The sequence below is a fragment of the uncultured Microscilla sp. genome (assembly GCF_947493425.1).
GTDB lineage: Bacteria > Bacteroidota > Bacteroidia > Cytophagales > Microscillaceae > Microscilla.
The window spans coordinates 24,707-49,078 of the sequence record NZ_CANLRP010000027.1; the positions used below are offsets into that span (position 1 = coordinate 24,707).

General features: G+C 41.1%; 19 protein-coding genes. 15 read left to right on the plus strand and 4 right to left on the minus strand.

The annotated features are described in order from the left end of the window. Positions 1–27: 27 nt before the first annotated feature. Positions 28–1,341 carry a helix-turn-helix domain-containing protein gene (locus Q0954_RS09735; protein WP_299456292.1) on the plus strand — a complete coding sequence of 438 codons (1,314 nt, stop codon included), beginning with the start codon at positions 28–30 and terminating at the stop codon, positions 1,339–1,341. Positions 1,342–1,428: 87 nt separating this feature from the next. Beyond that, the gene (locus Q0954_RS09740) at positions 1,429–2,997 is read left to right on the plus strand and encodes a DNA methyltransferase (RefSeq protein WP_299456294.1); all 1,569 of its coding nucleotides are present in this window, start codon (positions 1,429–1,431) and stop codon (positions 2,995–2,997) included. A 95-nt stretch (positions 2,998–3,092) separates the two neighbouring features. On the opposite strand, the gene Q0954_RS09745 is transcribed toward Q0954_RS09740, so the two are convergent. After that, the gene (locus tag Q0954_RS09745) at positions 3,093–3,818 is read right to left on the minus strand and encodes a hypothetical protein (RefSeq protein ID WP_299456296.1); all 726 of its coding nucleotides are present in this window, start codon (positions 3,816–3,818) and stop codon (positions 3,093–3,095) included. A 453-nt stretch (positions 3,819–4,271) separates the two neighbouring features. On the opposite strand from Q0954_RS09745, the gene Q0954_RS09750 reads away from it, so the two are divergent. From Q0954_RS09750 to Q0954_RS09765, 4 genes are all read left to right on the plus strand, one after another. Further along, complete coding sequence (locus Q0954_RS09750) at positions 4,272–5,324, plus strand: CNNM domain-containing protein (protein ID WP_299456298.1); 1,053 nt, start codon at positions 4,272–4,274, stop codon at positions 5,322–5,324. A 169-nt stretch (positions 5,325–5,493) separates the two neighbouring features. Beyond that, positions 5,494–6,297 (plus strand): PhzF family phenazine biosynthesis protein, encoded by an 804-nt coding sequence (locus tag Q0954_RS09755; RefSeq protein ID WP_299456300.1) that lies wholly within the window; start codon positions 5,494–5,496, stop codon positions 6,295–6,297. Positions 6,298–7,084: 787 nt separating this feature from the next. Then, on the plus strand, positions 7,085–7,732 hold the full coding sequence (locus Q0954_RS09760) for a tetratricopeptide repeat protein (RefSeq protein WP_299456302.1): 648 nt from the start codon (positions 7,085–7,087) through the stop codon (positions 7,730–7,732). A gap of 3 nt (positions 7,733–7,735) precedes the next feature. Further along, the gene (locus Q0954_RS09765) at positions 7,736–8,371 is read left to right on the plus strand and encodes an MIP/aquaporin family protein (protein WP_299456304.1); all 636 of its coding nucleotides are present in this window, start codon (positions 7,736–7,738) and stop codon (positions 8,369–8,371) included. Between the two features lie 105 nt (positions 8,372–8,476). Here the strand turns inward: Q0954_RS09765 and Q0954_RS09770 are convergent, their stop codons facing one another. After that, complete coding sequence (locus tag Q0954_RS09770) at positions 8,477–9,298, minus strand: hypothetical protein (protein ID WP_299456305.1); 822 nt, start codon at positions 9,296–9,298, stop codon at positions 8,477–8,479. A 261-nt stretch (positions 9,299–9,559) separates the two neighbouring features. After that, positions 9,560–10,057 carry a fasciclin domain-containing protein gene (locus Q0954_RS09775; protein WP_299456306.1) on the minus strand — a complete coding sequence of 166 codons (498 nt, stop codon included), beginning with the start codon at positions 10,055–10,057 and terminating at the stop codon, positions 9,560–9,562. A gap of 508 nt (positions 10,058–10,565) precedes the next feature. Here Q0954_RS09775 and Q0954_RS09780 point away from each other — a divergent pair. The 9 genes from Q0954_RS09780 (at position 10,566) to Q0954_RS09820 (ending at position 22,551) form a co-directional block, all read left to right on the plus strand. Further along, on the plus strand, positions 10,566–11,189 hold the full coding sequence (locus tag Q0954_RS09780) for a hypothetical protein (RefSeq protein ID WP_299456307.1): 624 nt from the start codon (positions 10,566–10,568) through the stop codon (positions 11,187–11,189). Further along, complete coding sequence (locus tag Q0954_RS09785; RefSeq protein ID WP_299456308.1) at positions 11,186–12,193, plus strand: hypothetical protein; 1,008 nt, start codon at positions 11,186–11,188, stop codon at positions 12,191–12,193. The genes Q0954_RS09780 and Q0954_RS09785 overlap by 4 nt, the downstream gene beginning before the upstream one ends. A 164-nt stretch (positions 12,194–12,357) precedes the next feature. Continuing rightward, positions 12,358–14,679 carry a serpin family protein gene (locus Q0954_RS09790; RefSeq protein ID WP_299456310.1) on the plus strand — a complete coding sequence of 774 codons (2,322 nt, stop codon included), beginning with the start codon at positions 12,358–12,360 and terminating at the stop codon, positions 14,677–14,679. Between the two features lie 119 nt (positions 14,680–14,798). After that, a complete protein-coding gene (locus tag Q0954_RS09795) occupies positions 14,799–15,383 on the plus strand; it encodes a hypothetical protein (RefSeq protein WP_299456312.1) in 585 nt (194 codons plus the stop codon). A 480-nt stretch (positions 15,384–15,863) separates the two neighbouring features. Beyond that, the gene (locus Q0954_RS09800) at positions 15,864–17,405 is read left to right on the plus strand and encodes a S8/S53 family peptidase (RefSeq protein ID WP_299456313.1); all 1,542 of its coding nucleotides are present in this window, start codon (positions 15,864–15,866) and stop codon (positions 17,403–17,405) included. 37 nt (positions 17,406–17,442) lie between these two features. Beyond that, positions 17,443–18,468 carry a tail fiber domain-containing protein gene (locus Q0954_RS09805; protein ID WP_299456314.1) on the plus strand — a complete coding sequence of 342 codons (1,026 nt, stop codon included), beginning with the start codon at positions 17,443–17,445 and terminating at the stop codon, positions 18,466–18,468. Positions 18,469–18,621: 153 nt separating this feature from the next. Beyond that, entirely contained in the window at positions 18,622–19,512 is an 891-nt protein-coding gene (locus Q0954_RS09810) for an MBL fold metallo-hydrolase (RefSeq protein WP_299456315.1), read from the plus strand. 774 nt (positions 19,513–20,286) lie between these two features. Continuing rightward, positions 20,287–21,762: a hypothetical protein gene (locus Q0954_RS09815; RefSeq protein ID WP_299456316.1), complete on the plus strand. Its 1,476-nt coding sequence runs from the start codon at positions 20,287–20,289 to the stop codon at positions 21,760–21,762. 48 nt (positions 21,763–21,810) lie between these two features. Next, the gene (locus tag Q0954_RS09820; RefSeq protein ID WP_299456317.1) at positions 21,811–22,551 is read left to right on the plus strand and encodes a hypothetical protein; all 741 of its coding nucleotides are present in this window, start codon (positions 21,811–21,813) and stop codon (positions 22,549–22,551) included. Between the two features lie 206 nt (positions 22,552–22,757). Here the strand turns inward: Q0954_RS09820 and purD are convergent, their stop codons facing one another. Next, entirely contained in the window at positions 22,758–24,044 is a 1,287-nt protein-coding gene (purD, locus tag Q0954_RS09825) for a phosphoribosylamine--glycine ligase (protein WP_299456318.1), read from the minus strand. Positions 24,045–24,372: the final 328 nt, after the last annotated feature.

Sequence of the window (24,372 nt, forward strand, 5' to 3'; positions counted from 1 at the left end):
CCAGAAACGCTCAAAATTAAGCGTATAATGTTTAATAAACCTATTTCCGATATTACCTTCGAAGATGTTTATCAATTGGTAAACACGAGAAAAACACCGTCCAATCGCTATTTGGAGTACCAAGTACCAGCCATTGATACTGTGTCTTACCTTGAAAACATCAGTAACTTTGAACTTTACCTTGCCCAAAACACCAGTGCATTTGCCAATAGTGCAGGGGGCTGGCTAATTATAGGGGTAAATGAAGAACAGCTACAGGTAACAGGCATCGACAAAGAAATAAACAAGCAACCCATCAAAGAATGGATTGCTCAAACTATACTTTTGCATGTCGATGTTCAGCCCACTTATGACATTGTTACGATTGATATTCCTGACAGTGAAACTAACCAGGCTGTAGTGGTCATGCATATACCCGAAAGTGCTGACAAACCTCACATGGTGGTGCCAGAAAACAAGTACTTTTTACGACGTAATACTGAAATAAAACCTGCCTCACACCAAGAGCTAAAAGAAATGTTTGCCCATAGCCAATACCAGGTGTCAGCGCTGGATGCTTTTTTGCATAAACGCAACCTTTGGGATGAAACCCACCCTAGGTTTGGTTATAATATCAACTCTAGCAAGCTTTATAACCCCATTAACCGAGCAAAAAAACCTTTCATTTTATTTTCATTAATACCCAAGGCGCCTAAGGTAGAAAAAATCCCTTTTGGGGTAAAAGAATTTAAAGAATGGCTTAAGCGCAATGCCCGCAATTATAAACCTTCTGAGAGATCTAAACTCTTTTCTACTTATGATATAGACACCAGTTTGCATGGGTTGACGCTCAAGAATATTAAAAACCGCCACGAGCTTACTTCTTATTTCGAGATTTTGAACAATGGCTATATAGAATCGGGTATGTCGCAGCATGTAGCTTATGAAGAACGTGCCAAACATCGCGAAGAACAAATTGGCATTATCAACCTGACCAATATTGTGGGATACCAGATGATGTTGCTTGATTTTTCACGTAACTTCTTTGAAATGGCCAACTATCATGATGAGGTCAGCCTGCAACTGAGCTTTGTAAATGTTCTCCACTATACTTTATCGGGGTTTCACTCCAAGTACTTTAACTCACGACTCTACTACTTTTATGACGAGTACCAAAATAAGTATGACCCTAACTTTAAGCTCATAGAAAAGCTTTACCCTCAGCAACTTACTGATGATGACATTTTACAGATAGCCAAGAAAAACGCTGAAAAAATATGCCGGGCATTTGGGCTAGAACAAGATATGGCATTTTTTGAAGATAAAATAGACCTTACAAACTTTAGTTATTTCGATTTATAACTCCACAATTGACTTAGGTGGTATTATTGTTGAGATGTTTTAAGTAGTGGTAAATATCACTCAACAAACTATTTAACGAATAATACTATGAACCAACTCATATTAGGAGACACTCAAAATGTGTTGGCTGTACTCGAATCTCAAAGTATTGATTTGGTCTATATAGACCTCCCTCCTCACATTGTTGATCCTGCTACAGTAACCAGTAGTAACAAACAAGCCAAAGACTACCGAAAGTGGCTCAAAAACACCATCAAACACACTTTACCGTTGCTAAAAGGTACCGCAAGTGTATTTATTAATATTCCTTCCTCGCTTAAAGATTGGGCAGTAAATACCGCATTGCCCAACCACTTCGAAGAAGCACATTACAAAGGAGAAATTAAATGGAAGCCAACCCAAAATGCGGGCAATCTTTCTGTACACACGTCATTGCAGTATACCACTATTTTGTATTATGCCAGGTCAGAGCAATATACTTGCAACTATCCCTACAACGAACATTACCTGAATCAAATATACCGCTATGAAGACAACAAGGGACGCTACCGACTCGATAGTTTGAACTCGGTGCATGCCGATGGTTTTTTTTATAGTTATAAGGGACACGAAGCTCCCACCAGTGGCTGGGCGTTTCCCGAAGAAACCCTCACAGAATGGGAAAACCTTGGTTTGTTGAACATTCCGACAAACAATGATGATCCTATTACTTTCAAAAAATATTACATTGCCCCAAAAGACCAAACCAACCGTCTTTGTCAAGTGTCGCCGTTTAACGCCCCTCAGAAAGGCTTTACCTACCAATCAAAAAACCCCCACCATTTGCTCCGGCGAATTATTCAGTATGCCAGCAACGAGGGAGATACATTGCTCAGCATCAATGTAAAAAATGGGCGTTTGCTAAGACTAGCTGATCAGTACAAACGGTTTTGGATAGGAACCGATACGTTGGTTGACAATATCAAACAATCAGAATACCTTCTCAATAAAGAGAGTTCGCAAGATTTTTCTTTGCGTATTTATCAATACGAACCTCATACACGTTTGCACAGTGAAGCCGGGCAGTTTGAAAAATGGATAAAAGAGCAGTTTGAACCCCAACTGTTGAATGATGCCTCTATTATTATAAGGTTGGGCAATAATTTAGGGTTGTCGGCTATAGACCACATGGTCAAGCATCATATCCAGCCATTCAGAAAAAAGTGGTTTTACGAAAATCACCCTGAGCACTTGTACCACGGAGTATTGGTAGGCGATCGGTTTAGCAAATATGCCATAGAAGAGGTACAACGACTGAATACTTATGAAAACATTCGTTTAAAGTTAGTCACTTTAGATGACCTTACGCCAGTGCCCGTAAAACCCGAAATACAATATACTATACAAGCATCAGACAATGAACAGCAAGAGGTACAGTTTGAACTAAAAGTGGATGATCAACAGAACATTGCTTTTTATTCCTGGGATTTTGACTATCAACCTGACAAGGCATTTCGCCCACAGGAAATGCTCAAACAACAAGCAGAACTTACCTATAATTTTGCTCCAGGCAAATACATGGTAGCAGTACAAACGACCCAAAAAGACGGATTATCGTCTATGCAAACTCTAGAGATAGAAGTGAAAAGTAACCTGGAAGAGAAAATTGCTTCGTGATACAGCATCTTAAGCATAAAAAAATCTCATCCTAAAACTAGGATGAGATTTATAATTAAAATATATATAAAACCCGTTTAAAATTAGTTCACATCTTACATTCCAAGGCTCTCTACTTTGATTACCCTGCTTTTGCCAAACTGCCCTACACCTACTGTAGCCAGCGCCACCCAATCGGTATGAGGCACTCCTACCATAAACGAAAAAATGGCTTCGGCGTTGTCTTCATTAAACTTTACAAACTGAGGGTGTCTGATGATAGACTTTCTCAGAAAGTCGGCATTTAAATGCCCTTTGAACAAATCTTTTTGAATAATATCTTTTCCGGTAGATTTCCCGTTGAGCTTCACCGAAACTTCGGTTTTGTAATTATGAGAAATCAAATAAGTACGATGATCTCTTCCATCCATTGGGATCACCTCCTGTGCTACTCCACCATCGTTCAAACAAGTTGTTTGGAAATGAATCACAAACGCATTATTGTCAATGGTAATGGTGGTATCTTCTCTTAAGACCTGAAAGTCTTTTTTGGCGTATTCAAGTTGAGCCGAACCTTTTAGTTTTAGCCGCTCGATGGCGCTCATTCTACTCTGAGCATTTGCATCTTTTTTTTCTGGATGCTCTACAAGGTACCCTTCATCTCCTTCTTTTACCTCTGGCGCCTCCTTTACATTTTTTTGAGGTAGCTTCTCCTGACTTTGAGCCAATGAAGCTTCTTCCAGCTTTTTTTTATGTGCTTGTGTTTGCTGCTTATCTTTTTGGTCAGAATTGCATGCACTCACCCAAATTGCCAATGATATTAATAGTATAAATTTACGCATGATAGTTTAGTGGTGCTTAGTAACATATTCACAATTAACTGTCTTTTTGGTCAAGGCTGAAAACTTATTTTGAGTACATTACTTCACATTGGATATGTGTTAAAGTATAAATCAGTTTTCTTTATTACATCAATATACGACTTTCCAAGGAAAAAGGTCGCAGAAAAAACAATAATTTTTCAAAAAATCAGTTTGCCCTGATTGAGACTGGTTTTATGCCAAAAAAGTAGTTCTTTGAGCATTTATAGACCAAAAACAACCAAAGGTTAACTCTTTAACTGAAAATAATTGATCTTAGTATACTACAAAAAAGCTCATCTGATGCGTTTGCCATTTGTCAGACTAATCAATTTAAGATACCTTTGCCCTGACATATACCCCAACTTATACAAACCGGGGCTTTTATTACTCCTTATAAATAATATATAAACACCCAACTAAATTCATCTTGCGATGTTATTACTGATTTTTTATTTATGCCTTGCCATCCTGGTTTCTTTTCTTTGCTCAGTACTAGAGGCTGTTCTATTAAGTATTACGCCTTCTTATGCGGCATCTCTGGCGCAAAAGGGAAGTCGTTTGGGGGCAAAGGTAAAAGAACTCAAGCAAAATGTTGACAAGCCTCTTTCGGCTATTTTATCGCTCAATACCATTGCGCATACTATAGGTGCTGCTGGGGTGGGTGCACAAGCTAGTTTGGTGTTTGGCGCCGAGTACCTGGGGTATGTATCAGGAGTCTTAACTTTACTGATCTTAATTTTATCAGAAATTATCCCTAAATCCATTGGAGCCGCCTATTGGAAACAGTTAACGCCCTTTACAGTAAATGTGCTCAATGTAATTACCAAGGTGTTGTACCCATTGGTGCTTATCTCTCAGGTCATCACTAAATGGCTTGCCAGCAACAAAGAAGAAGCCTCTATTACCAGAGGCGAACTGGCTGTAATGACCGACATAGGCGAGAAAGAAGGAGTGTTTCAAGAAGGAGAGTCGCGCGTAATAAAAAACATGTTGCGTTTTAACTCTATTTTAGTCAAAGATGTGATGACTCCACGCACGGTAGTACTTGCTGCCGATGAAAATCTGACCGTACAGGAGCTTTTTGATGACAAGAAATTTTTACGTGTGTCGCGTATCCCTATTTACCAGCAGAACATAGACCAAGTGGTGGGCTTTATTCACAAACACGACCTGCTTGATAAAATGGCATCTGATGAACGCAATGTACCCTTGAGTGCCATTAAACGAAAAATAATGATTATTCCAGAAGAAACTCGTATCCCAGCGTTGTTTGAGCAGTTTTTGAAAAAACGCGAACACATAGCCCTGTCGGTAGACCAGTACGGGGGTATGTCAGGGATTGTAACTATGGAGGATGTGCTGGAAACCTTGCTTGGGCTGGAGATTGTTGATGAGTTTGACAGCACCCAAGATATGCAGGCACTGGCACGGGAACAATGGAAAGCCCGCGCGTCTAAACTAGGGTTTCCGCCTGATGTCAAATAATTTTTCAAACTAAAACCTTGATTAAATTGTTTGCCCCTTGTATGGTTTCTCCTATTGTGAAGACACCCATACATTATTAAGAATATAAAATACGCTTACTTCAATCAAGAGAAGTAGCGGAATCAGCTCACATATTTTCAACAAAATAACGCCTTTCGTGTTAACACAAATGAAAAAATTGCCCATATACCAAGTGGATGCTTTTGCCGATGCAGTGTTTAAAGGAAACCCTGCGGCAGTGGTTACCTTAGAAAAAGACTGGTTGTCGGACGAGTTGCTGCAAAACATTGCAGCTGAAAACAATCTTGCCGAAACAGCTTATATTATCAAACGAAAAGACCATTACGACATCAGATGGTTTACCCCTGCTACTGAGGTTGACTTATGCGGACATGCTACTTTAGCCTCGGCACACGTGATTCTAAACTTGCTGGAACAAAAAAATCAACAAGTAATATTTCAATCTCACCGAAGCGGTACACTTACAGTTACTCAAAATAAAGAGCAACTAGAGCTTGATTTTCCGACAGATGTATTGGAAAAAACAGACTTGCCCGAAGCACTTATACAGGGTTTTGGTGTGGTGCCCACTGAGATATGGAAAGGTAAAACAGATTATATGCTGGTATTTGATACACAGGATCAAGTAGAGGCTCTACAACCTAATTTTCACTGGGTGGCAAGAGTAGAAGCACGGGGCATTATTGTAACTGCCCCTGCCAAAGATGCCAGTATTGATTTTGTTTCACGCTTTTTCGCCCCTCAATCGGGGATCAACGAAGACCCTGTTACCGGATCGGCACACACCAGTTTGGTTCCTTATTGGGCAAAACGCCTCAATAAAACTACTTTGGTAGCTCACCAGATTTCACCCAGAGGGGGCATTGTACACTGCCAACACCAGGGCGAACGGGTAAAGCTTGCCGGAAAGTCTAGCTTATACCTTGAGGGTAATATATTGCTGGAAGATTAAATTCAAACCCTTAAATATCAGTGCTATAAAGCATCTGTTATTAGCTTAAGCTATGAGTGAAGGGTAACTAAAAGAAAACTTACCTTATAAACTTGAAAAGCGAGTATTTACAAATAAAGTTTAGAGCTGTACGAATACTTATAATTAACTGATAATAAGTATTTTGTAAGATTAATGCGAGCAAAAGTAAGGTCATTTTTAGTTTTAAAAGACGTTTTATACGCTCATGTTTGCTCTTCGCTAGGGCAACCATTCCAATAAACCGAAAACTTCCACTGCATTACAGCAAGGGATTGTCCTTACAATCAACCCCTTGATTTATACGTAAATACCTGTATATCAAAGATTTTAAAACTTCGTACACGATTAAATAAAGTTTGTAAATACTCGCTTTTTCAACTAAAGAACAAAACACTATATCTGTAGGCAAAAACTGGCAACAGGTTGCCTGAAGCTTGTAGATAAACTTACCCTTACTTCTTCTTTTTCACATCTAAATAATTCACTGCCTGTGGAGGCAATAAAACTTGTTTTTGTACGCCTAAACAAACATTAAACAAGTTCTATTGCAACCCTGTTTCGTCAAAATATCCGTTCTAACATTACCCTTCGCTTTTTATTGTTGTTATTTTCAATTTTGATGTTTGTAAGATACAAGTGATGAGTTAAAATTCATTTCTAGTCGCGTCATTTACAACACTTTGTACACTTAATATATTTTATTTTTATAGTTTACTTATCTTTGACAGCCGGACTAATTATTTAAGTAAAAAATAAAAAGCTCTTTATGGAAGATGACAATGAAATGGATTGGTATGACAAAGCTTTGGAGCATTTTGGAAACAGAGCAAACTGTCAGGCATTGCTGTGTATTGAATATTACGAAGAGCTTGACTCCGACTCAGAACCAGCTAAATTACTCAAAGCCAATATTTTGATTGGCTTACACCGCTTTGAAGATGCAGAACGCATATTGGATGAGTTTCCGATGGATGTGCCCCGCCCCGAACGATTGAATCACGTCATCAAAAAACATTATTATCAGGTAAAAGGTGATTTGAAAGACCTACAGGGTAAGTTTAACGAAGCAGCTGATTTTTATCAAAAACTGATTGACTTGGAGCCAGACGAAACCTTGGGATATATACTAAAAGGTGCTTGTTTGGCAAAAGCAGGAGAGTTTGAAGAAGCTAAAGAACTGCATAACCACGCCACCCAACTAGAAGGCGATCCTGACGAAGCTTATTTGAATCTGGGGCTTATTTACCGTGCTGAGGGCAAGCTTTACGCTGCCAAAAAAGCTTTTATGGAGGCACTCGCCATTACCCCCGAATACACCGAAGCACAAGAAGGCTTGCAGGATGTAAACGAAGCGATGGCGCTTGAAAAACAAATTTACGAATTAAGACTTAAAAACAATTCTGACGACAATTAAGCGATGAAAAAATACGTGGCTGAAATCATAGGCACTTATGCTCTGGTATTTTGTGGAACTGGAGCAATCGTAATCAACCAACATACTCAGGGAACAGTGACCCATGCAGGCATTGCCGTTACTTTTGGTTTGGTAGTAATGGCATTAGTTTTTGCGTTTGGTAAGCTCTCTGGTGCACATATCAACCCCGCCGTGAGCATAGCCTTTGCCTTGACTGATATTTTTCCTAAAAAAGAACTTGTTCCCTATATCATCAGCCAACTTATTGGGGCTTTACTTGCATCGGGTAGTTTGAGACTCATGTTTCCCGAAAGCGTAGGGCTAGGCGAAACTATTCCGGCAGGCAGCGATTTGCAATCATTTATCTTAGAAGTAATACTGACCTATCTGTTGATGTTGGTCATATTGATGGTAAGCCAAAACGACCCATCGGTCAGTCAGTTTACTGCCATTGCGGTAGGTGGGGTAGTATTGTTTGAGGCGTGGTTTGCCGGCCCCATATCAGGGGCATCAATGAACCCAGCAAGATCTATTGCTCCGGCAGTGGCATCGGGCAACCTCAACAGCCTTTGGGTATACCTCACTGCGCCTATACTGGGGGCAGTGCTTGCTACGTTTAGTTGGAAGTATCTGAAGTGATGGCTTCAACGATGCGCCATAATTATACAATTTTTAATAAAAAAATACGCGAATGGAACAAAACTCCTATCGCGTATTTTATACAATTGATGTCGGCTTTAGTTATTACTTACACAACTTTTTTCCTTTTACCTTGCTGTGCAAATCTTTGGCTTGCCTAAAATTTTTCTCTGCTTTTTTTAGTATTTTTAAGTAGTCATCAGGCATTTTAGAGGTGCTACCCGAAAATCCATAACTTAACAACTCTTTTGCTTTTTCGTAACACTTCTCACAATCACTTTCATACCGCTGTATCTTACTACAGTTTACTTTATTGCCCTTATCATACTCTTTCTTCATAATAGTAAGGTCTCGCTTAATATCTTGAAAACGAAGCTTGCATTTGTCTTTAAAGCGAGCCAGCTTACTGTTATAATTACTTACAGAACAGTAAAACACTCTTTTGTCTTTTATTTGTGTGTATTTATGTTTTACGATTCTGCTAATGCTTCCTTTCACATGGTTAATGGCACGGATGTGGTCAGCATCGCCCCCGCCAAAACAAGCTTTCTCCCGGTCTTCACGAGCTTTTTTACACTTTTTTGCTTTGTTAGCAATCTGATCGTATACTTTTACTTGTACTCTGCCATCTTTTGCCAAAGCGCGTTGATATTCCGGGCTCTTAGCAGGTGTCCAGGCAGCATCAAATGCTTTACAAAAAGTAGTCACATTACGCGTGTAGCTATCCAGCGAAGATTGGCTACAGTCGGCGCATATTCGTTTCCTGCGACCTTTTACTGTTACCATGACTGATTTTCCAGTTTTGCAATCAGCATCTTTGGTGCACTCTTCTCCTATGTTCTTTTTGCTTTGAGCAAAAGTAGGCACTGCCATTATTATTAAAAATAATAGGCCAAATGCTACAAATAATTTAGATAAGATTTTCATAAATTAGTTTTGAATTAGTTAGACAAAAAAGTCTTGGTTTAATAATAAGTCAAAACTAAAGCAATTATAGTATAAAACCAATCTATGCCATTCATATATATCAGCCCCTAAAAGCCTGCTTAAGCAAGCAAATATTAACATCAATAGTATGACAGTATGAGCAAATCGCCAGAGTTTCGCATATAAAAAAATACGCGAGACGGATTCCGCCTCGCGTATTTAGTTTCTGTCTTAAACTAAACTAATACAAACAAACATCTATTATTTGCTCTTCTTTGCCATAGAAGGAGGCAATATCACTTTATTGATCACGTGTACTACGCCATTTTTGGCTTTTACATCAGCAATGACTACTTCGGCTCCATTGATCCAAACTTTACCGCCTTTCTTCACTATTTTAATTTTTTCTCCTTGTACTGCTGCTACCTTTTGGTAATCTTTGAGATCACCTGACATTGCTTTGGCGGCTACCACGTGGTAGGTTAGAACTTTTACTAAAGCCTTTTTGTTTTCAGGTTTTAGCAAAAAATCCAACGTGCCTTTGGGCAAAGCGGCAAAAGCATCGTTTGTTGGTGCAAATACTGTAAATGGTCCTTCACTCTTGAGCGTGTTTACCAAACCTCCTGCTTTTACGGCAGCTACCAGGGTTGACAAGTTCTTATTGCCTACAGCAAGGTCTACAATGTCTTTGTTTTGGGCTTGGGCTTGAAACGATAAAGCAAATACGGTTAATAGGGCGAAAATGAATCTAATTTTCATTGGTCTAAATTTTTAAAGTTGATGATTGATTTTTGAATTAAAAATAATTTTTGATTGATCCGGAAAAACTAAAAACTGACCTACTTACGGGGTGTCTAAGGCAAGTGGATTGGCACTTTTTGAAAAAAAATGGCAACTATTTTCTGGCAAAAATGTTCAAGCTAAAATCCGTATTACGCCATTTTTATAGCTCGCCACATTGCCAATGTATAGTCGATAAGAAAGGCTAAAAGGTTGATTTCCTATGGTTTCTATTTCACAATTCAGTATTTTTCATAAATTGTTAATCAATTGCTAAACCGACGTTCACACGCATGCTATTCACTTGTTTTTTTATGAAAAAAAATTACAAAACTTTTTTCAATCTACTCCTTTTGCGAGCCAGGCACAAGCACCAAAACTGCCCAACGCACCACAGGTGCAAAAGCTGGTCAACGAAAAAAATGAAGTAGTATAGGAGACTTTTTGCTTGCCATGTAAATCTTGTAGCTAAGAAAACACACGAACTATGAAAAGAATATACGCCTGGATTGTCTGGTTTTTTGTACTGACTGCGGCCATTACTGCCGGGGTGTATTTGGGGATGAAAGCAGTAGAAAATGACAAAGTAACGACCGCAGCATTGAAAAAAGAGAGTGCAAAAAAAAAGCTGATCAAAAACGCAAAAGCTCAATTGCTGCAAGAACTACAAACCAATGCGGGGCAGTTGGGTCTAAGCTATGACTACCACCAAGTAATGAAGGATACTTTGAGCCAATTGCTGCAACAAAAAGTAAAGTTTAATTTTCCTGCCCAATTATGGAAAGGAATGTTTACTCCTGCCTTACGCTCTGCCCAATACCACCGTTTGGCAGCCACCCAACAATTGACTTTGTTGGCCTCTCCTTTACCCGAAAAGCTCGCTACTGTACACGATTTACAACAACAATTGACCGGCTTGAGCGCACCTGCTACAGATTATTGGTGGCAACAAGAACTCAGCGCCCGCCCAAGCACTGCTGCCAGGGCTTTGCTGCCCCTGCTTACTCGTTATTGTGTACTAGAACAAAAACTGGATAAGCTTTACACTGAAGTTTTTATGTATATTCAGGCATCGAAACGCACAACAACTGAGAAAGTAAAAGACAAATGAAGTACAAGATCAACTACCTCATGGCATTGGGCACCTTGTTATGCCTGAGTGCCCATGATAGTTTTGCTCAAAACACACGCAAGTATGCTACAGAAATATATGGTAAGGTGATACAATTGACAACTGCCAATATGCCCAAAAAGCTGACTATAGTAACACCTGATTTTTTTAATCAACAAGCCCACCATACTTATATAAATGAAAATGGCAACTATCGCCTGCGTTTTCAGAAGTACTACGAAGGGATGGTATTTTTGAAATATCGCTCGCACACCCAAAGCATATATGTACGCCCTGGCGAAAAACTACAAGTAAACTTGACGCCTATCAGTAATAAAAAAAACCTTGTGGAGTTTTTGGGCGAAAGCCCCAGCATCAACCTTAACCAAACTATAGCTCAGTGGAAAAACTACCAAACTCGCTCAACACCTTATAATAAGTGGATGCGTGATTTAAATTTTGCCCAGTTGCAAGACAGCGTGACCCGTTATACCCGTGCAGAGCTTAAGCGCTTACAGCAATTTTGCCTGAACAGTCAATGTTCGGGAGAGTTTTTGCAGTGGGCAAGAACATCTATATTATATACCGAAGCCCATCAGTTGATGCGTTTTAGGTGGTATCAGCCAGTGGCAAATAACAAGAGCCCACTCAAAGTGATACCCAAAGGTTACAATTACAGTTTTACCTACAAGTTTACAATGAACCAGCTCCGTGCCCTGAAAACCCTCCCCTACTGCCGCTACATACACGAACACAACCAACACTGGCGCTACATTGCCTACAGCAAAAAGATATTGGACTCTAAAAAAATTGACCGGGAAAAAGAATTAAATTGGATTGTGAAAAACACAGAGCAAGGGCTTGCCCGTGACCTGATGCTTGCCGAAAACTACGGGGCTTTGGTGCAAGCGGGTGATCAGGCATTGATCAAAAAACTCACTCCGTTGTTTCTGAAGCATGTGCAGTTGGTGCCTGCCCGCGATTATATCAAAGAGTTGAATTGAGTAGCAGCAAGCCATTAGTTTCAAGCGACAAGTAACCATTGCTCAGTATTTTGTTTTAGGAATGGTGTAAAAATAAAGTTCTATAGTTTAACAAAGCATGTCCAGCAAAGATGTCATTAAAAATGTAAGTTTATTCCATTCCTTAGTACTAAACTTCAAAAATAATGAACCAATTTGTCCAACAACTGCTTCGCCTACAAATAGCCGAACAAGGCTATAGCAACTTATTGTTTTCGCCTTTGAGCCTCGAAATGTTGCTAGGGTTGGCATTGCCTGGCACCCAAGGGGCAAGCCGTCAAGCATTGTTACAAGCCCTTGAGATAACAGAAGAAGAAGTAAACAGTTATTTGGCAACGCTGCAAACCACTACTGAGTCGTTGTTGGGCATAGCAAATCCTGAGGCGGCATATCACGACAATTATACCAGTGTGCAACTCGCCAACAGCTTGTGGCACGCTGCCCATGCTAAAGTACAATCTCACTATGCGCGCACCCTCAACACTCGTTTTCCAATGGAGTGGTTTGCGCTGGATGACCCACCCGAAGCTACCGCAAATAAAATAAATCAGTGGGCAAACGAGCAAACCAATGGTATGATTCCGCAGTTGCCCATTCCTTTGGGTGATGACACAGTAGCAGTTTTGCTTAGTGCCCTGTACCTCAAGGGCTTTTGGTCACGCAAGTTTAGTGAGGTAGGCAACAGCTCCGAATTTTTTTATAAGCTCAATGGAAGCGAAGACCTGTGCGAATATATGAATATTGCCCAAGATACCGATGAAGGGCAAGCAGAGGCTTATTACCTCAAAAAAGACAATTTTCACGCCTTGCGGCTCATGCTCAACGATGCACGGATAGGACTAGAGGTGTATTTGCCTTATGAGAAAGATGGCTTGGCTGATTTTATAGCCCCATTGCAAGGGCACGAGTTGGACGCTTGGCGCGAAGAATTTGTGCCTGCTCCCTACTTTTATTTTTTGCTGCCCAAATTTGAAACCAATAGCAGTATAAAACTAGCAGGGTTTGCCGAACAATTGGGTATAGAAGCTTTGTTTACAGATTCGAACGACTTTGCCCCTATGCTCGACAGTGATGCCCCCCTGCGGGTAGATAACATAGGGCAAGAAGTAAAGATAAAAGTGAACAAAGAGGGATTGGAGGCGGCTGCGGTGAGTTATATGGTGGCAGTAGGAGGTGCAGCTTTTTATGAAGAACCCGAACGACACGAAATGATTATTTTTGAGGCAGATCACCCGTTTTTGTACCGCTTGGTAGACACAATTACTCAGCAAACCCTTTTTCAAGGAATATTTACTACTCCTGTATATAGCAAAGATGTTTTTTTGGAACATTTCAACCAGCGCACCTATAAAGCATACGACAAAAACCTGGCTGACCTAAGCGACCAAGAGCGTTTTGTGTTTGCCTTGTTGCTGTTAGAACTCATTTTTGTTCAACACCCCCTCAAGCACGATCAGGTACAAGTGTTTATTGAGCAAATATGGGCAGAGCTTGCTACTGAGGGAGAGTTTGACAATGAACCACTCGTGCAGGATTTTGATGAATATATAGAGGTTTTGTTGAATACCTTTGCCAATGAAGAAGATGGGCTACCTATTGAAGGAAAATTTGCTACTGTAGCCGAAGAAATATCTCCAGTTTTCAAAGAACTATTGAGCTATTTTATCGGTCTGTTTGAGTTTGACACTAAAATTTATGAACATAACCAAAGCAATTTCTTACGCTTTGTTGAGTCAGTGCTCAAAACCAATACCCAACTGCCCAACTATGCCCATACTGTAGAGTTGATTCGTGCCCGGCAGAAAGACCACTCGATACAGCGCATTAGCATTGAGGAATTACATTTTGACGAAGTACCTACCAAAATTGTGTATACCGAAGAAGAAAAACGGGAACAAGCCCAAGCTAAAGCTGAAATAGAATTAGCACAAAAAATCAATCGGGTAGAAAAGGCTTTTAAGGTGGGTTTTGTAACGTATGCTTTGGCACGCCTGCGGGCTAAATTGGGCGAAAACTCAATGGTGATGGATAAAATAATGACTCAACTTGAGCAATATGTACAACAACCCAATCAGGGATTAAAAGACAACATTGTAGAAATGATCCATTGGGCGGTACACGCAGGACAGTACGATTCGCACCCAGAGTTTGATACTAAAGACCGACTGAAGCTGAAATTTTTGAGAAAAAAACATCCCGATCTGATGACTATGCTCTCTATGGTAGGGGCTGAGTTTGCGGGGAGAGGTTTTTGGCAGGTATATGATGCCACACAAACCAACGAATTGCTCATTCAAGTAAATGGCTTGCTGGCACAACACCAGCTCGCCTTACCTCCGCTTGCCGATTTGGTGGGAGCTGTCGCCGAAATGCCCCAAGGTGTGGTATATGACCAGGTGTTTTTTGTGCACATCGAGCAATTTATCAAATCTGCGAAAAACGATTTATCTCAGTTTTTGGAGGGGTAAAGGGTTTTATAAACTCAAATCAGTGATTGCTTTATGCAATACAACCATTCATAAATTGAGGTAAAATTATGTAAAGCATTTTTTATACATTTGGTTCAAATAAAAACTATTGAAACACTATGAAAAAACGATTGCTTTATGTCCTCATGCTACTGAGCTGCTTTGTAGCACCGGCACAAGCCCAACAACCGCCCAATCCCACCCTCATTATAGGAGTGTGGGAGTCTATAACCGCTGCCCCCAGAGCAGTATTCACAAACGGGCAAGTAACTTACACCGAAGCCAAGCCTATCAAATATAAGGTCAAAGGCAACCAAATTATTTACAAAGGTGTGAGGCTAACTTATAGCAGTCAAATAGTGACGCTTACTTTTGATAAGTTTGTAGAAAAGACCAGTAGTGGCAGTGTAATCAAGTGGACGCGGGTGGTAGAAGTTCCTACCAATTACCCAACGTTGCTCCAGGGCAATTGGGTATATCGCCCTGTCGATCAAGGGATGCCCTCGTTCATGAGTATTAAAGGCAACAAGGTAGATATGGGAATGATGGGTACTTACTCATATCAGGTAAAAGGTAAAACAATATATTTTTCAGTGATTAAGAATGGGGCAAACTTTCAGCAAAAAATTGCGTATATCAACCAAAAACAACTTGCGTTATTGTCTGCCGACGGTAGCGAAGTACAAGTATATGCCAAAGAGTAAGAAAACCAAGCTATTACTGTCAGGCATTATCAATTAAAACGGAGGCACTCTTAATCAAAAGAGTGTCTTTTTTTATTTACGCAGCTTTTTCAACAAAAGTTAAATCACTTTAAATCAAAAACTTACAACTCATCCCATTTCTCCTTATAAACAAGCAATATTATTTGCCTACCAATAACTAAGCACTATATAGACGCCTTATTTTGTCTTATAAACTCAAAACTTCATTTGGTAAACTCAAACCAACGGTTCATAAACTCAGGTATAAACCCTTCAATTAATCCATTTAGGTTTGCACTATACAACTACATAGTATTGAGGATAAAATAATAAACGCTACTTGATTGTAATGAAGCAAATAAGTGCAACATAAAGCTGCACTTTTGCCCATATTATCCAATGCCTTACAAGCATTTGATGGTTGACAAGTCCGCATCAACTTAAAATAAGAAAGGGCATATCACTAACACAAAACAAGTAATGAAAAAGTTAATTATTTTGTATTGCCTCTTGCTTATGTATGGCGGTGTAGCCCATGCACAAGAGTGCTACCCCAACCGTGAGGGGAAGCATCAATATTACCTGAATATGCAGGCAGAAGTGGCCAAAACCTTTAATAAGGCTACGCTAATAAGCTTGTTGAGTCAGTCGAAAGCTGCCAGCAAAACCAGCCTGGAAACTATTGAAGCTGCCATTGAAACCGCTGCTAAGTCTTTTCCAACTGCCAAAACTGCTTTGCTGCAAAAGTCGGTCACGATGATTTCGGCTAAAGACAACCTTACCGAAGCGTTGGCACAGTACAAAGATGTATTTTCATTTGTAGAAAAGCTTTGCTTTCCAAAAGATATGTTGTTGTATGAACCCAACGACTTTGCCATTGGTGGCAACCACCCTAAAACCCACCTGGAGCTGATCAAAGCCCCTGGCGCTTGGGATATTAGCAAGGGAGACTCACGAATAGCCATTGGTATTACAGACACCTATATGGATCCCAATCACGATGAATTTAAAAACAAGCTTACCCTGCTGCAAAACAGTAGTTTTGTAGACCACCATGGAGTGGCAGTAGCTGGTTGTGCGGCGGCAGATACCGACAATGGCATAGGCATAGCTGCGGCAGGATTTCATTCGTCTATTGTTTTTTCATCGCAAGCTTTTAACGACAATGTAGTGTTGCAGATGGCTCAGATGCAGGGGGTAAGGGTGATTAACTGTAGTTGGATCAACAACTGCTCGCATAGCGTGACCCAACAGGCAGTATATGACGAAATAAGAAATGTGCACAATGTATTGGTAGTGGCAGGCGCAGGCAACAAACCTACGCACTGTGGCGACAATGCTTATGTATACCCAGCTGCTTATAACAGTGTGGTTTCGGTTACCTCGGTGGGGCACACCAACAATGTGGGGCATGTAAACCCAACCAATGGCGATAAAATGAACTGGAAAGATTGCCACGAGCAAACCATAGGCAGTGTGGCGAGCACGCACCACCACAACAACAAGGTAAACATTGCAGCACCTGGCTACCAGGTATTTACTACCTATGCCAACAACGGCTACGGCTACGGTTGGGGCACCTCGTTTGCTTCGCCTATAGTAGCCGGGGTTTGTGCCTTGGTAGCCGCAGTAAACCCTTGTCTTACTGCTGTCGAAATACAAAACATTGTGTTGTCTACTGCCGACCCAAGTTTGTACCTTATTCCCGAAAACGCCAATTATACGGGCTTGCTTGGTACGGGTAGGGTTGACGCCGAAGCAGCGGTAAAACGTGCTTTTGACTTGGGTACGGTGTATGTACAAAACCAAACCTACAATGGCACTACCAACACCGAAACAGCGCAAACGATGCTCAAGGCGGGGTACAATGTAGACAACAGCCAACCTTTTGGCAATGTCATTATCAAATCGGGCAGCAATGTTACTTTTAGGGCTACCCACAAAATCGTTTTTGGCGAAAACTTTAAAATAGAAAACAACGCCGTTTTCAAAGCCAAAATTTATCAATCTACCTGTTTCTAAATCTACACACACAAAACATCTTAAGAGTTAAACCATTATGAAAAATATAAAATTATGGATTGCAGCTTTATTGCTGCTTACCGGAACCACGGCTGTAAAAGCGCAATTGCAAGTAAGAAACGATGAGTTTATCCAGATTGGCTACGAAGACTACCGCACCCTGTCGTTTGGCATAGAGTCTAACACGCCCAACAATGGCAAGTATGCTATAGAATATTGGCAAGGAGGACTCAATTTTTGGAAACCCTGGCCTACGCCTTACGCTGCCAACTATGTGTTGTATCTGCGAGATGATAACAACATTGGCATGGGTACTTCGGGTAGCAATGCTTACCGTTTGGATGTGGCAGGAACTGCCCGCAGCACGGGTTGGTATACTACCTCAGACAAACGCCTGAAGTCGAACATCAACCCCATTGAAGGGAGTCTTACTAAGTTGTTGCAGCTCAAGGGGGTGTCGTACCAATATACGTTTGAGTTGAACAAATACGGAGACCTTTCGGGAGAGAAAATTACTGAGATCAAGCAAAAAACGATTGACGCTGACAAGCCTTATACATCGAAAGCCAAACAACGCCTGGGTTTTATTGCCCAAGACTTGCAACAAGTATTGCCAGAAGCGGTGGCAAAAGATGAAAAAGGTTTTTTGAGTGTAAATTATAGCGAGGTGGTTCCTTTATTGGTTGAGGCAATGAAAGAACAACAAGCCAAAATTGATGCCTTGGAAAACGCCTTGAACGACTTGAGATCGGGCGCAGGCAAAAGAAGTACCGAACGCAACACCACCACGTCTTCATCTATGCTTTACAATAATTTTCCTAACCCTTTGGGCGAAAAAACCACCATCCAGTATTTTCTTGATAAAAACAATGCGGGCGTACCTAACCACATTTATATTTATAACCAACAAGGGGCAAAGGTAAAAGAAATTGCGTTGGTAAATGCTACTGGCAAGGGGCAGGTAGAAGTAAACACTGCCGGGCTAAAAGCTGGAGTATATATTTATACGCTGGTATCGAACGGTAAAAAGGTGGCTTCTAAGCGTATGATTGTAAGTAAATAAACGTAAGCAAAAATACAGTACACCCACTAAAATATTACCATTCTAAGAAGACACCTTTGCCCTGAGCAGAGGTGTCTTTTTTTATGCATTTCTGCAAAATACTTGTAAATTGAGCATTGTAATCACCTTATGACTTTTGCTCCCAATAAAAATATGATACACGTAATAGATTTACATTTTCTTAAAAACAACGAAACCATTGCCGCTTTTTTGGTAGAAACCAGTGCTGGACCCGTATTGATTGAAACGGGGCCTTATTCTACCTTCTCACATTTGCAAAAAGGCGTAGAAGAAGCCGGCTTTCAACTAGATGATATACGCCATGTATTGCTTTCGCACATTCACTTTGACCACGCGGGGGCAGCTTGGGCACTGGCCGAAAAGGGGGCAAAAATATATGTACACCCCTTTGGTGCCAAGCACATCGCCGAACCAGGCAAACTGACCGAGTCGGCACGCAAAATATACCAAAACCAAATGGATGTGCTCTGGGGCGACATTCGCCCTATAGACAAGGCATTGATTCACGAAACGGCTGACCAGGAAGAGCTTGCCGTGGGCGATTGTACATTCAAAGCCTGGCACACGCCGGGGCACGCCAACCACCACATAGCCTGGCAACTCGGCGATGCAGTGTTTACGGGCGATGTGGCAGGGGTGCGCATTGGGCGTGGCCCGGTAGTGGCACCTTGCCCTCCGCCCGACATTAACCTTGAAAAATGGGAGGCGTCTATCAATACCTTACGGGCGCTCAAACCAGCCAAAATGTATTTGACTCATTATGGTTGTGTCACTGACTATGCCCCTCACCTCGACCAACTGGAAAAGGGTTTGCACAAATACGCGGCTTATGTAAAAGAACTGATGAACGAGGGCATTGAATTGCCCGAAATGATCAAAAAATTTGAGGCTTTTGCCGCCAGGCCTTTAGTAGCACTGGGCTTTAGCAAAGAGGAGGTGGCGCAATACAATGCCGCCAACCCTGCTTTTATGAGTGTAACCGGGCTGATGCGTTATTGGAAGAAGAAGGCAGTGGCGCAGTAGATTGTCCCCTGCTCTTTTAAGTCTTCCAAAGGAGACTTAAAAGTTTGAATACAGGGAAGTCTCCAGAATTTCTCTCCAACAACAAACTCGGAGGGGAAGTCAAAAGACTTCTATTCATCAATCGTGTCAAGTCGCCCGGCGGGAAGACTTGACACAGCGGGTGTTACTTTCCCTGCTCTTTTAAGTCTTCCAAAGGAGACTTAAAAGTTTGAATACAGGGAAGTCTCCAGACTTCCTCTCCAACAACAAACTCGGAGGGGAAGTCAAAAGGCTTCTATTCATCAATCGTGTCAAGTCGCCCGCCGGGAAGACTTGACACAGCGGGTGTTACTTTCCCTGCTCTTTTAAGTCTTCCAATAGTATAGGCAGTTGAAATTTAATATTTGCAAACCTATAATAAAGAGAAGTCTACCCACACCTGCCAGGTTTTCAAAACCTGGCAGGTGTAAAAAGCTGTTTTATTAAAAGTCTACAGACTGCACTAGAAAACCTGCCTAGTATAAAAAGCTGTTTTATTAAAAGTCTACCAACTGCACTAAAGGAGACTTAAAAGTTTGAATACAGGGAAGTCTCCAGAATTTCTCTCCAACAACAAACTCGGAGGGGAAGTCAGAAGACTTCTATTCATCAATCGTGTCAAGTCGCCCGGCGGGAAGACTTGACACAGCGGGTGTTACTTTCACATATCTTTGCCCGTACCCACTTGAATTTAGGTCAACCTTATCCTTTCTCGTTTTCTACACGTATATGTACTCAAACTGTTTGATCAAACCAATGCCTCAAATATCCTATTTAATCTTTCTTTTACTGTTTATAAGTACCCTATTATGGGCAACCACCGACGGACACTTGACCGATAAGGGGGTGGCTATAGTGTTTTCGTGGGTAGTTGCCCCCTTGTTTGTCATGTTTTTGATTGCTTCGGATAAAATGACCTATCAAGATTTGGCAATTGTGGTAGGAGGTGGTGGTGTGGCAATTCCTTTGGTAATTGGTGTTGTCAGAAAGTTATGGAACCTTATCAACCCCAATTTACTGATTAAAAAAGGTTCTAAAAAGAAGCAACAACAGGAAACCGACACCTTCAAAAAATGTACAACCACACACGCAAATATGCATCAACACATTGCTGATACTTTGCAAGGTATTGAGCAGCTCAAAAAAAAACTATGGAACTTACCCCCTGCCCAACTTTGGCAGAATTTTCAACAACATCGCGTCAAGCTCACCCAAGCATTGCAACAAATAGGCTCATTACATCATGACCTTAACCAACATATAACCCATATTGAGCAGGTGACGAGCTCGCTGGAAACACAAGGAGAAAAGATTTTTGCTTTGAGACAACAAATGCAGGCTCAAAAACAGCATTTGCAAAGTAACCAACAAGAGATGTTACTGTTTATTCAAGCGTTTGACCAAAGGCAACTGAAAAGAAGCCTCGATAAAATAAAGCCTAAATACTTAAAATTGGACAAACGGGCAAAAAAGACATTAGCAGTGGTGTCGCAGTTGACAAGCCAACCAGAGCAAAACCATTATACACAGTTTAAACACACGCTGCAAGCCGTTAACTCATTGATAGATGAAGCCCAGCATAACATTGAAAAACTAGAACAGTTGTTGCCCTCCCGCGCCCCTCTTCCTACTCGTTATCAATCATTGGTAAACAACCACGAAAAACTAATGTTGCGCCTACGCAATGCGCAGCTAGAACTAGCGAAACTTCATGACTTTTTTGAACAAAAATATATACAACAAAGCCCTGCCTACCAACAACTACAGTATGAAGAAAAAAAGGAAAAGCTAGCACAAAAACAACACGACTATAGCTCGCTAAAAAAAGCATTTGAAGTAGCACAAGAGGCAGTAAATACCCACATAGAAAACCTTTGGGCTATATATCGCCAACACCACCCACACGATTCTACGCAGAGCACAACACAACTTACCGATTTTTTACGCCAAGCCTATCCCGAAGCACTTGAGGAGTTTAGCCAAAAAAGGGCGTATCAAACCCTGACCAAGGCAAAGTATCGAGCGATAGAGGAAGAAATAGAAATACTACAAAACGAAGTAAACGCTCTGCAAGAAAAATATGTACTTGACAAAAACTCAGAGGAAAGTATACGCCAACTTTGGCAAAGTTATGAACATAGTAACAACCCTGAAGAGTTTTGGCAAGCTTATGAACAACGCCTCCAAACATTGGACAGTTGGCGACAGGCGGCTTATTTGCTGAAAAGCTAAGACTTATTTATTATATCCCAAAAAATTATCCACCATAACTACAAAGCAATGATTAAAAGTAAACTTCAAGAAATATTCCCCCTGAGAATATCTAAAACTCGTTGGGTCATTATATTCTTCGTTGAGTTGTGGAGCGTTGCAACACTTGTTCCACACAATACCAACAATGGACACTTCAAAGCCCAAGTAAACGGCAAAACCGCATCTACTAGCGATGTGAGAGTGATTCCTCTTGGCAAGGATGAGTTTAATATCAACTGCTACGCAGGCAACAAGGCTTTTTGTTTTTGGAATAGATCAGGTAATTGGCAAGTAATTTATTTGCACAACTACAGGGCTAAAACAAATAATGGTCAAGGGCAGGTTTCTAATGTAAACATATCGGCAGATTGGTCCAATGACTCTAAGGTACGGCTTGGCTTTTCTTTTGACCTAGAGGTAGACAGTTATGAAGAACCCTTACAACTAAAAGTAAGAAATGGGATAGTGGAAACTGAAGTAGTAGACTCAGACGAACAAATGACCCAAGTATCGTTTAACCTAGTCATGATGAATATAGAGGTTATACTTGGATTGCTCGTAAACATACCTCTCTTGTATTTTATATTTCTTGCCTACGATGGCTTAATCATAAAAGAGATTCAGACCAGTTCAGGGAAAGCATTGACAGGACACGCCGCCGTAACCGAAGGACGCCGCTTTTTGCGACGTGCCATTATTGCTGCTTGTGTTGCTCTGGTAGTTTGGTTTGTACCAGATTTATTGGGTATGTTGTTTGAGGCTTTGTAATTTGATAATAAAAAAACACCCTTTGGCAAACTGTCACTGCTCTTTTAAGTCTTCCAAAGGAGATTTAAAAGTTTGAATACAGGAAAGTCTCCAGACTTTCTCTCCAACAACAAGCTCGGAAGGGAAGTCAGAAGACTTCTATTCATCAATAGTGTCAAGTCGCCCTGCGGGAAGACTTGACACAGCGGAGTGAATCTATAAGTATATTAAGCTTCACTCATTAAGTCTAAGCCAATGTCTTTGCGGTAATATTTGCCTTCGAAGTCAATTTTTTCGGCGGCAGCCTTGCATTTGCTTAAAGCCTGTGGAATATCATCGCCAAAGCCTGTCAGCGAAATTACCCGTCCCCCATTGGTTACTACCTCTTCTTGCTCGTTGGTTTTGGTGCCCGCATGAAACAAAATGACCTCGTCCGCTTCATCAAAACCAGACATTTTTTTACCCTTCTCATAACTTTCAGGGTAGCCACCCGACACCAACATCACCGTAGCGGCTGTACGTGGGTCGGTTTCAATGACAAAGTCTTTGAGCTTTTGTTCGGCAGTTGCCTGTAGCATTTGCACAAAATCGGAGCCGATACGGGGCATCACTACCTCAGTTTCAGGGTCGCCCATACGCGCATTGTATTCTATTACATAGGGCTCGCCGTCTACATTCATCAAACCAAAAAATATAAACCCAGTGTAACTGATGCCCTCTGCTTTGAGCCCCTCTACAGTAGGTTGTATTACTTTTTCTTCTACCTTTTGCATAAAATCACCTTTGGCAAAGGGTACGGGCGACACTGCCCCCATTCCACCCGTGTTGAGCCCGGTATCTTGCTCTCCAATGCGCTTATAGTCTTTGGCTTCGGGCAATACACAATAACTTTCGCCATCACTTAGAATAAAGGCAGACATTTCTATGCCTTTCAAAAACTGCTCGATGACTACTTTAGAGCTGGCATCGCCAAATTTGGCTTCCATGAGCATTTCTTTGAGCGTAGCCTGCGCGTGTTCCAGGGTTTCGCTTATAATTACTCCTTTGCCTGCCGCCAAACCATCTGCCTTAAGTACAATAGGCAAACTTTGCGTTTCCAAATAAGCCAAGCCTTCGTTGAGCGTATCTTTGGTAAAAGTTTGAGACTGTGCTGTAGGAATGCCATACTTTGCCATAAAGTTTTTCGAGAAGTCTTTGCTCCCTTCCAACATTGCCCCACGTTTGTCGGGCCCTATTACCTTTACGTGTAGTAACTTGGGTGAGTCGGCAAAGTAATTTTTGATTCCTTTGACCAAAGGAGCCTCTGGGCCTACCAAAATCAAGTCAATTTGTTGTTCCAAAGCATATCTACCAATAGCCTCAAAATCATCCACAGCAATGCTTACATTGGTAGCAATCTGAGCTGTTCCGGCGTTGCCTGGTGCCACAAACAATTTATCATACCGCTTGCTTTGCGCTATTTTCCAGGCAAACGCGTGCTCTCTTCCTCCCGAACCAAGAATCAAAATATTCATAAAAGTGTCTAATTTTATATAGGGCAGGCTATATTTTATCAGGTATTTGGTGTTGGGCACTGGGTACTATACTTAAATAAAAATGGTTGTGAGGATGGAGTTTGACTAATTGCTTGAATACCAACATTAACCAGCCGAAGCTATTTCTAAATCCCGGTTTATCGGGGCAGCTTTGCTGTGCTGAGTTCTGCTTCAGCTAATCCTGTAAATCCTAAAACCACTTTAATCTTAGTATAACTGTTCATTCCCTTGCCCTGAAGCCAAAAAAAGTAATAGCCCTACCTTTGATGATGTACTAACTAAATGCAGCACAAATTTATCAAAATGT

Bases quoted from the DNA above. Each gene is read 5' to 3' on its own strand.
- Q0954_RS09805 (WP_299456314.1), top strand. From the start codon at position 17,443: ATGAAAAATATAAAATTATGGATTGCAGCTTTATTGCTGCTTACCGGA.
- Q0954_RS09780 (WP_299456307.1), top strand. From the start codon at position 10,566: ATGAAAAGAATATACGCCTGGATTGTCTGGTTTTTTGTACTGACTGCG.
- Q0954_RS09815 (WP_299456316.1), top strand. From the start codon at position 20,287: ATGCCTCAAATATCCTATTTAATCTTTCTTTTACTGTTTATAAGTACC.
- Q0954_RS09785 (WP_299456308.1), top strand. From the start codon at position 11,186: ATGAAGTACAAGATCAACTACCTCATGGCATTGGGCACCTTGTTATGC.
- Q0954_RS09760 (WP_299456302.1), top strand. From the start codon at position 7,085: ATGGAAGATGACAATGAAATGGATTGGTATGACAAAGCTTTGGAGCAT.
- Q0954_RS09800 (WP_299456313.1), top strand. From the start codon at position 15,864: ATGAAAAAGTTAATTATTTTGTATTGCCTCTTGCTTATGTATGGCGGT.
- Q0954_RS09820 (WP_299456317.1), top strand. From the start codon at position 21,811: ATGATTAAAAGTAAACTTCAAGAAATATTCCCCCTGAGAATATCTAAA.
- Q0954_RS09810 (WP_299456315.1), top strand. From the start codon at position 18,622: ATGATACACGTAATAGATTTACATTTTCTTAAAAACAACGAAACCATT.
- Q0954_RS09790 (WP_299456310.1), top strand. From the start codon at position 12,358: ATGAACCAATTTGTCCAACAACTGCTTCGCCTACAAATAGCCGAACAA.
- Q0954_RS09740 (WP_299456294.1), top strand. From the start codon at position 1,429: ATGAACCAACTCATATTAGGAGACACTCAAAATGTGTTGGCTGTACTC.
- Q0954_RS09750 (WP_299456298.1), top strand. From the start codon at position 4,272: ATGTTATTACTGATTTTTTATTTATGCCTTGCCATCCTGGTTTCTTTT.
- Q0954_RS09770 (WP_299456305.1), bottom strand. From the start codon at position 9,298: ATGAAAATCTTATCTAAATTATTTGTAGCATTTGGCCTATTATTTTTA.
- Q0954_RS09795 (WP_299456312.1), top strand. From the start codon at position 14,799: ATGAAAAAACGATTGCTTTATGTCCTCATGCTACTGAGCTGCTTTGTA.
- Q0954_RS09775 (WP_299456306.1), bottom strand. From the start codon at position 10,057: ATGAAAATTAGATTCATTTTCGCCCTATTAACCGTATTTGCTTTATCG.
- Q0954_RS09745 (WP_299456296.1), bottom strand. From the start codon at position 3,818: ATGCGTAAATTTATACTATTAATATCATTGGCAATTTGGGTGAGTGCA.
- Q0954_RS09765 (WP_299456304.1), top strand. From the start codon at position 7,736: ATGAAAAAATACGTGGCTGAAATCATAGGCACTTATGCTCTGGTATTT.
- purD (WP_299456318.1), bottom strand. From the start codon at position 24,044: ATGAATATTTTGATTCTTGGTTCGGGAGGAAGAGAGCACGCGTTTGCC.
- Q0954_RS09755 (WP_299456300.1), top strand. From the start codon at position 5,494: ATGAAAAAATTGCCCATATACCAAGTGGATGCTTTTGCCGATGCAGTG.
- Q0954_RS09735 (WP_299456292.1), top strand. From the start codon at position 28: ATGTTTAATAAACCTATTTCCGATATTACCTTCGAAGATGTTTATCAA.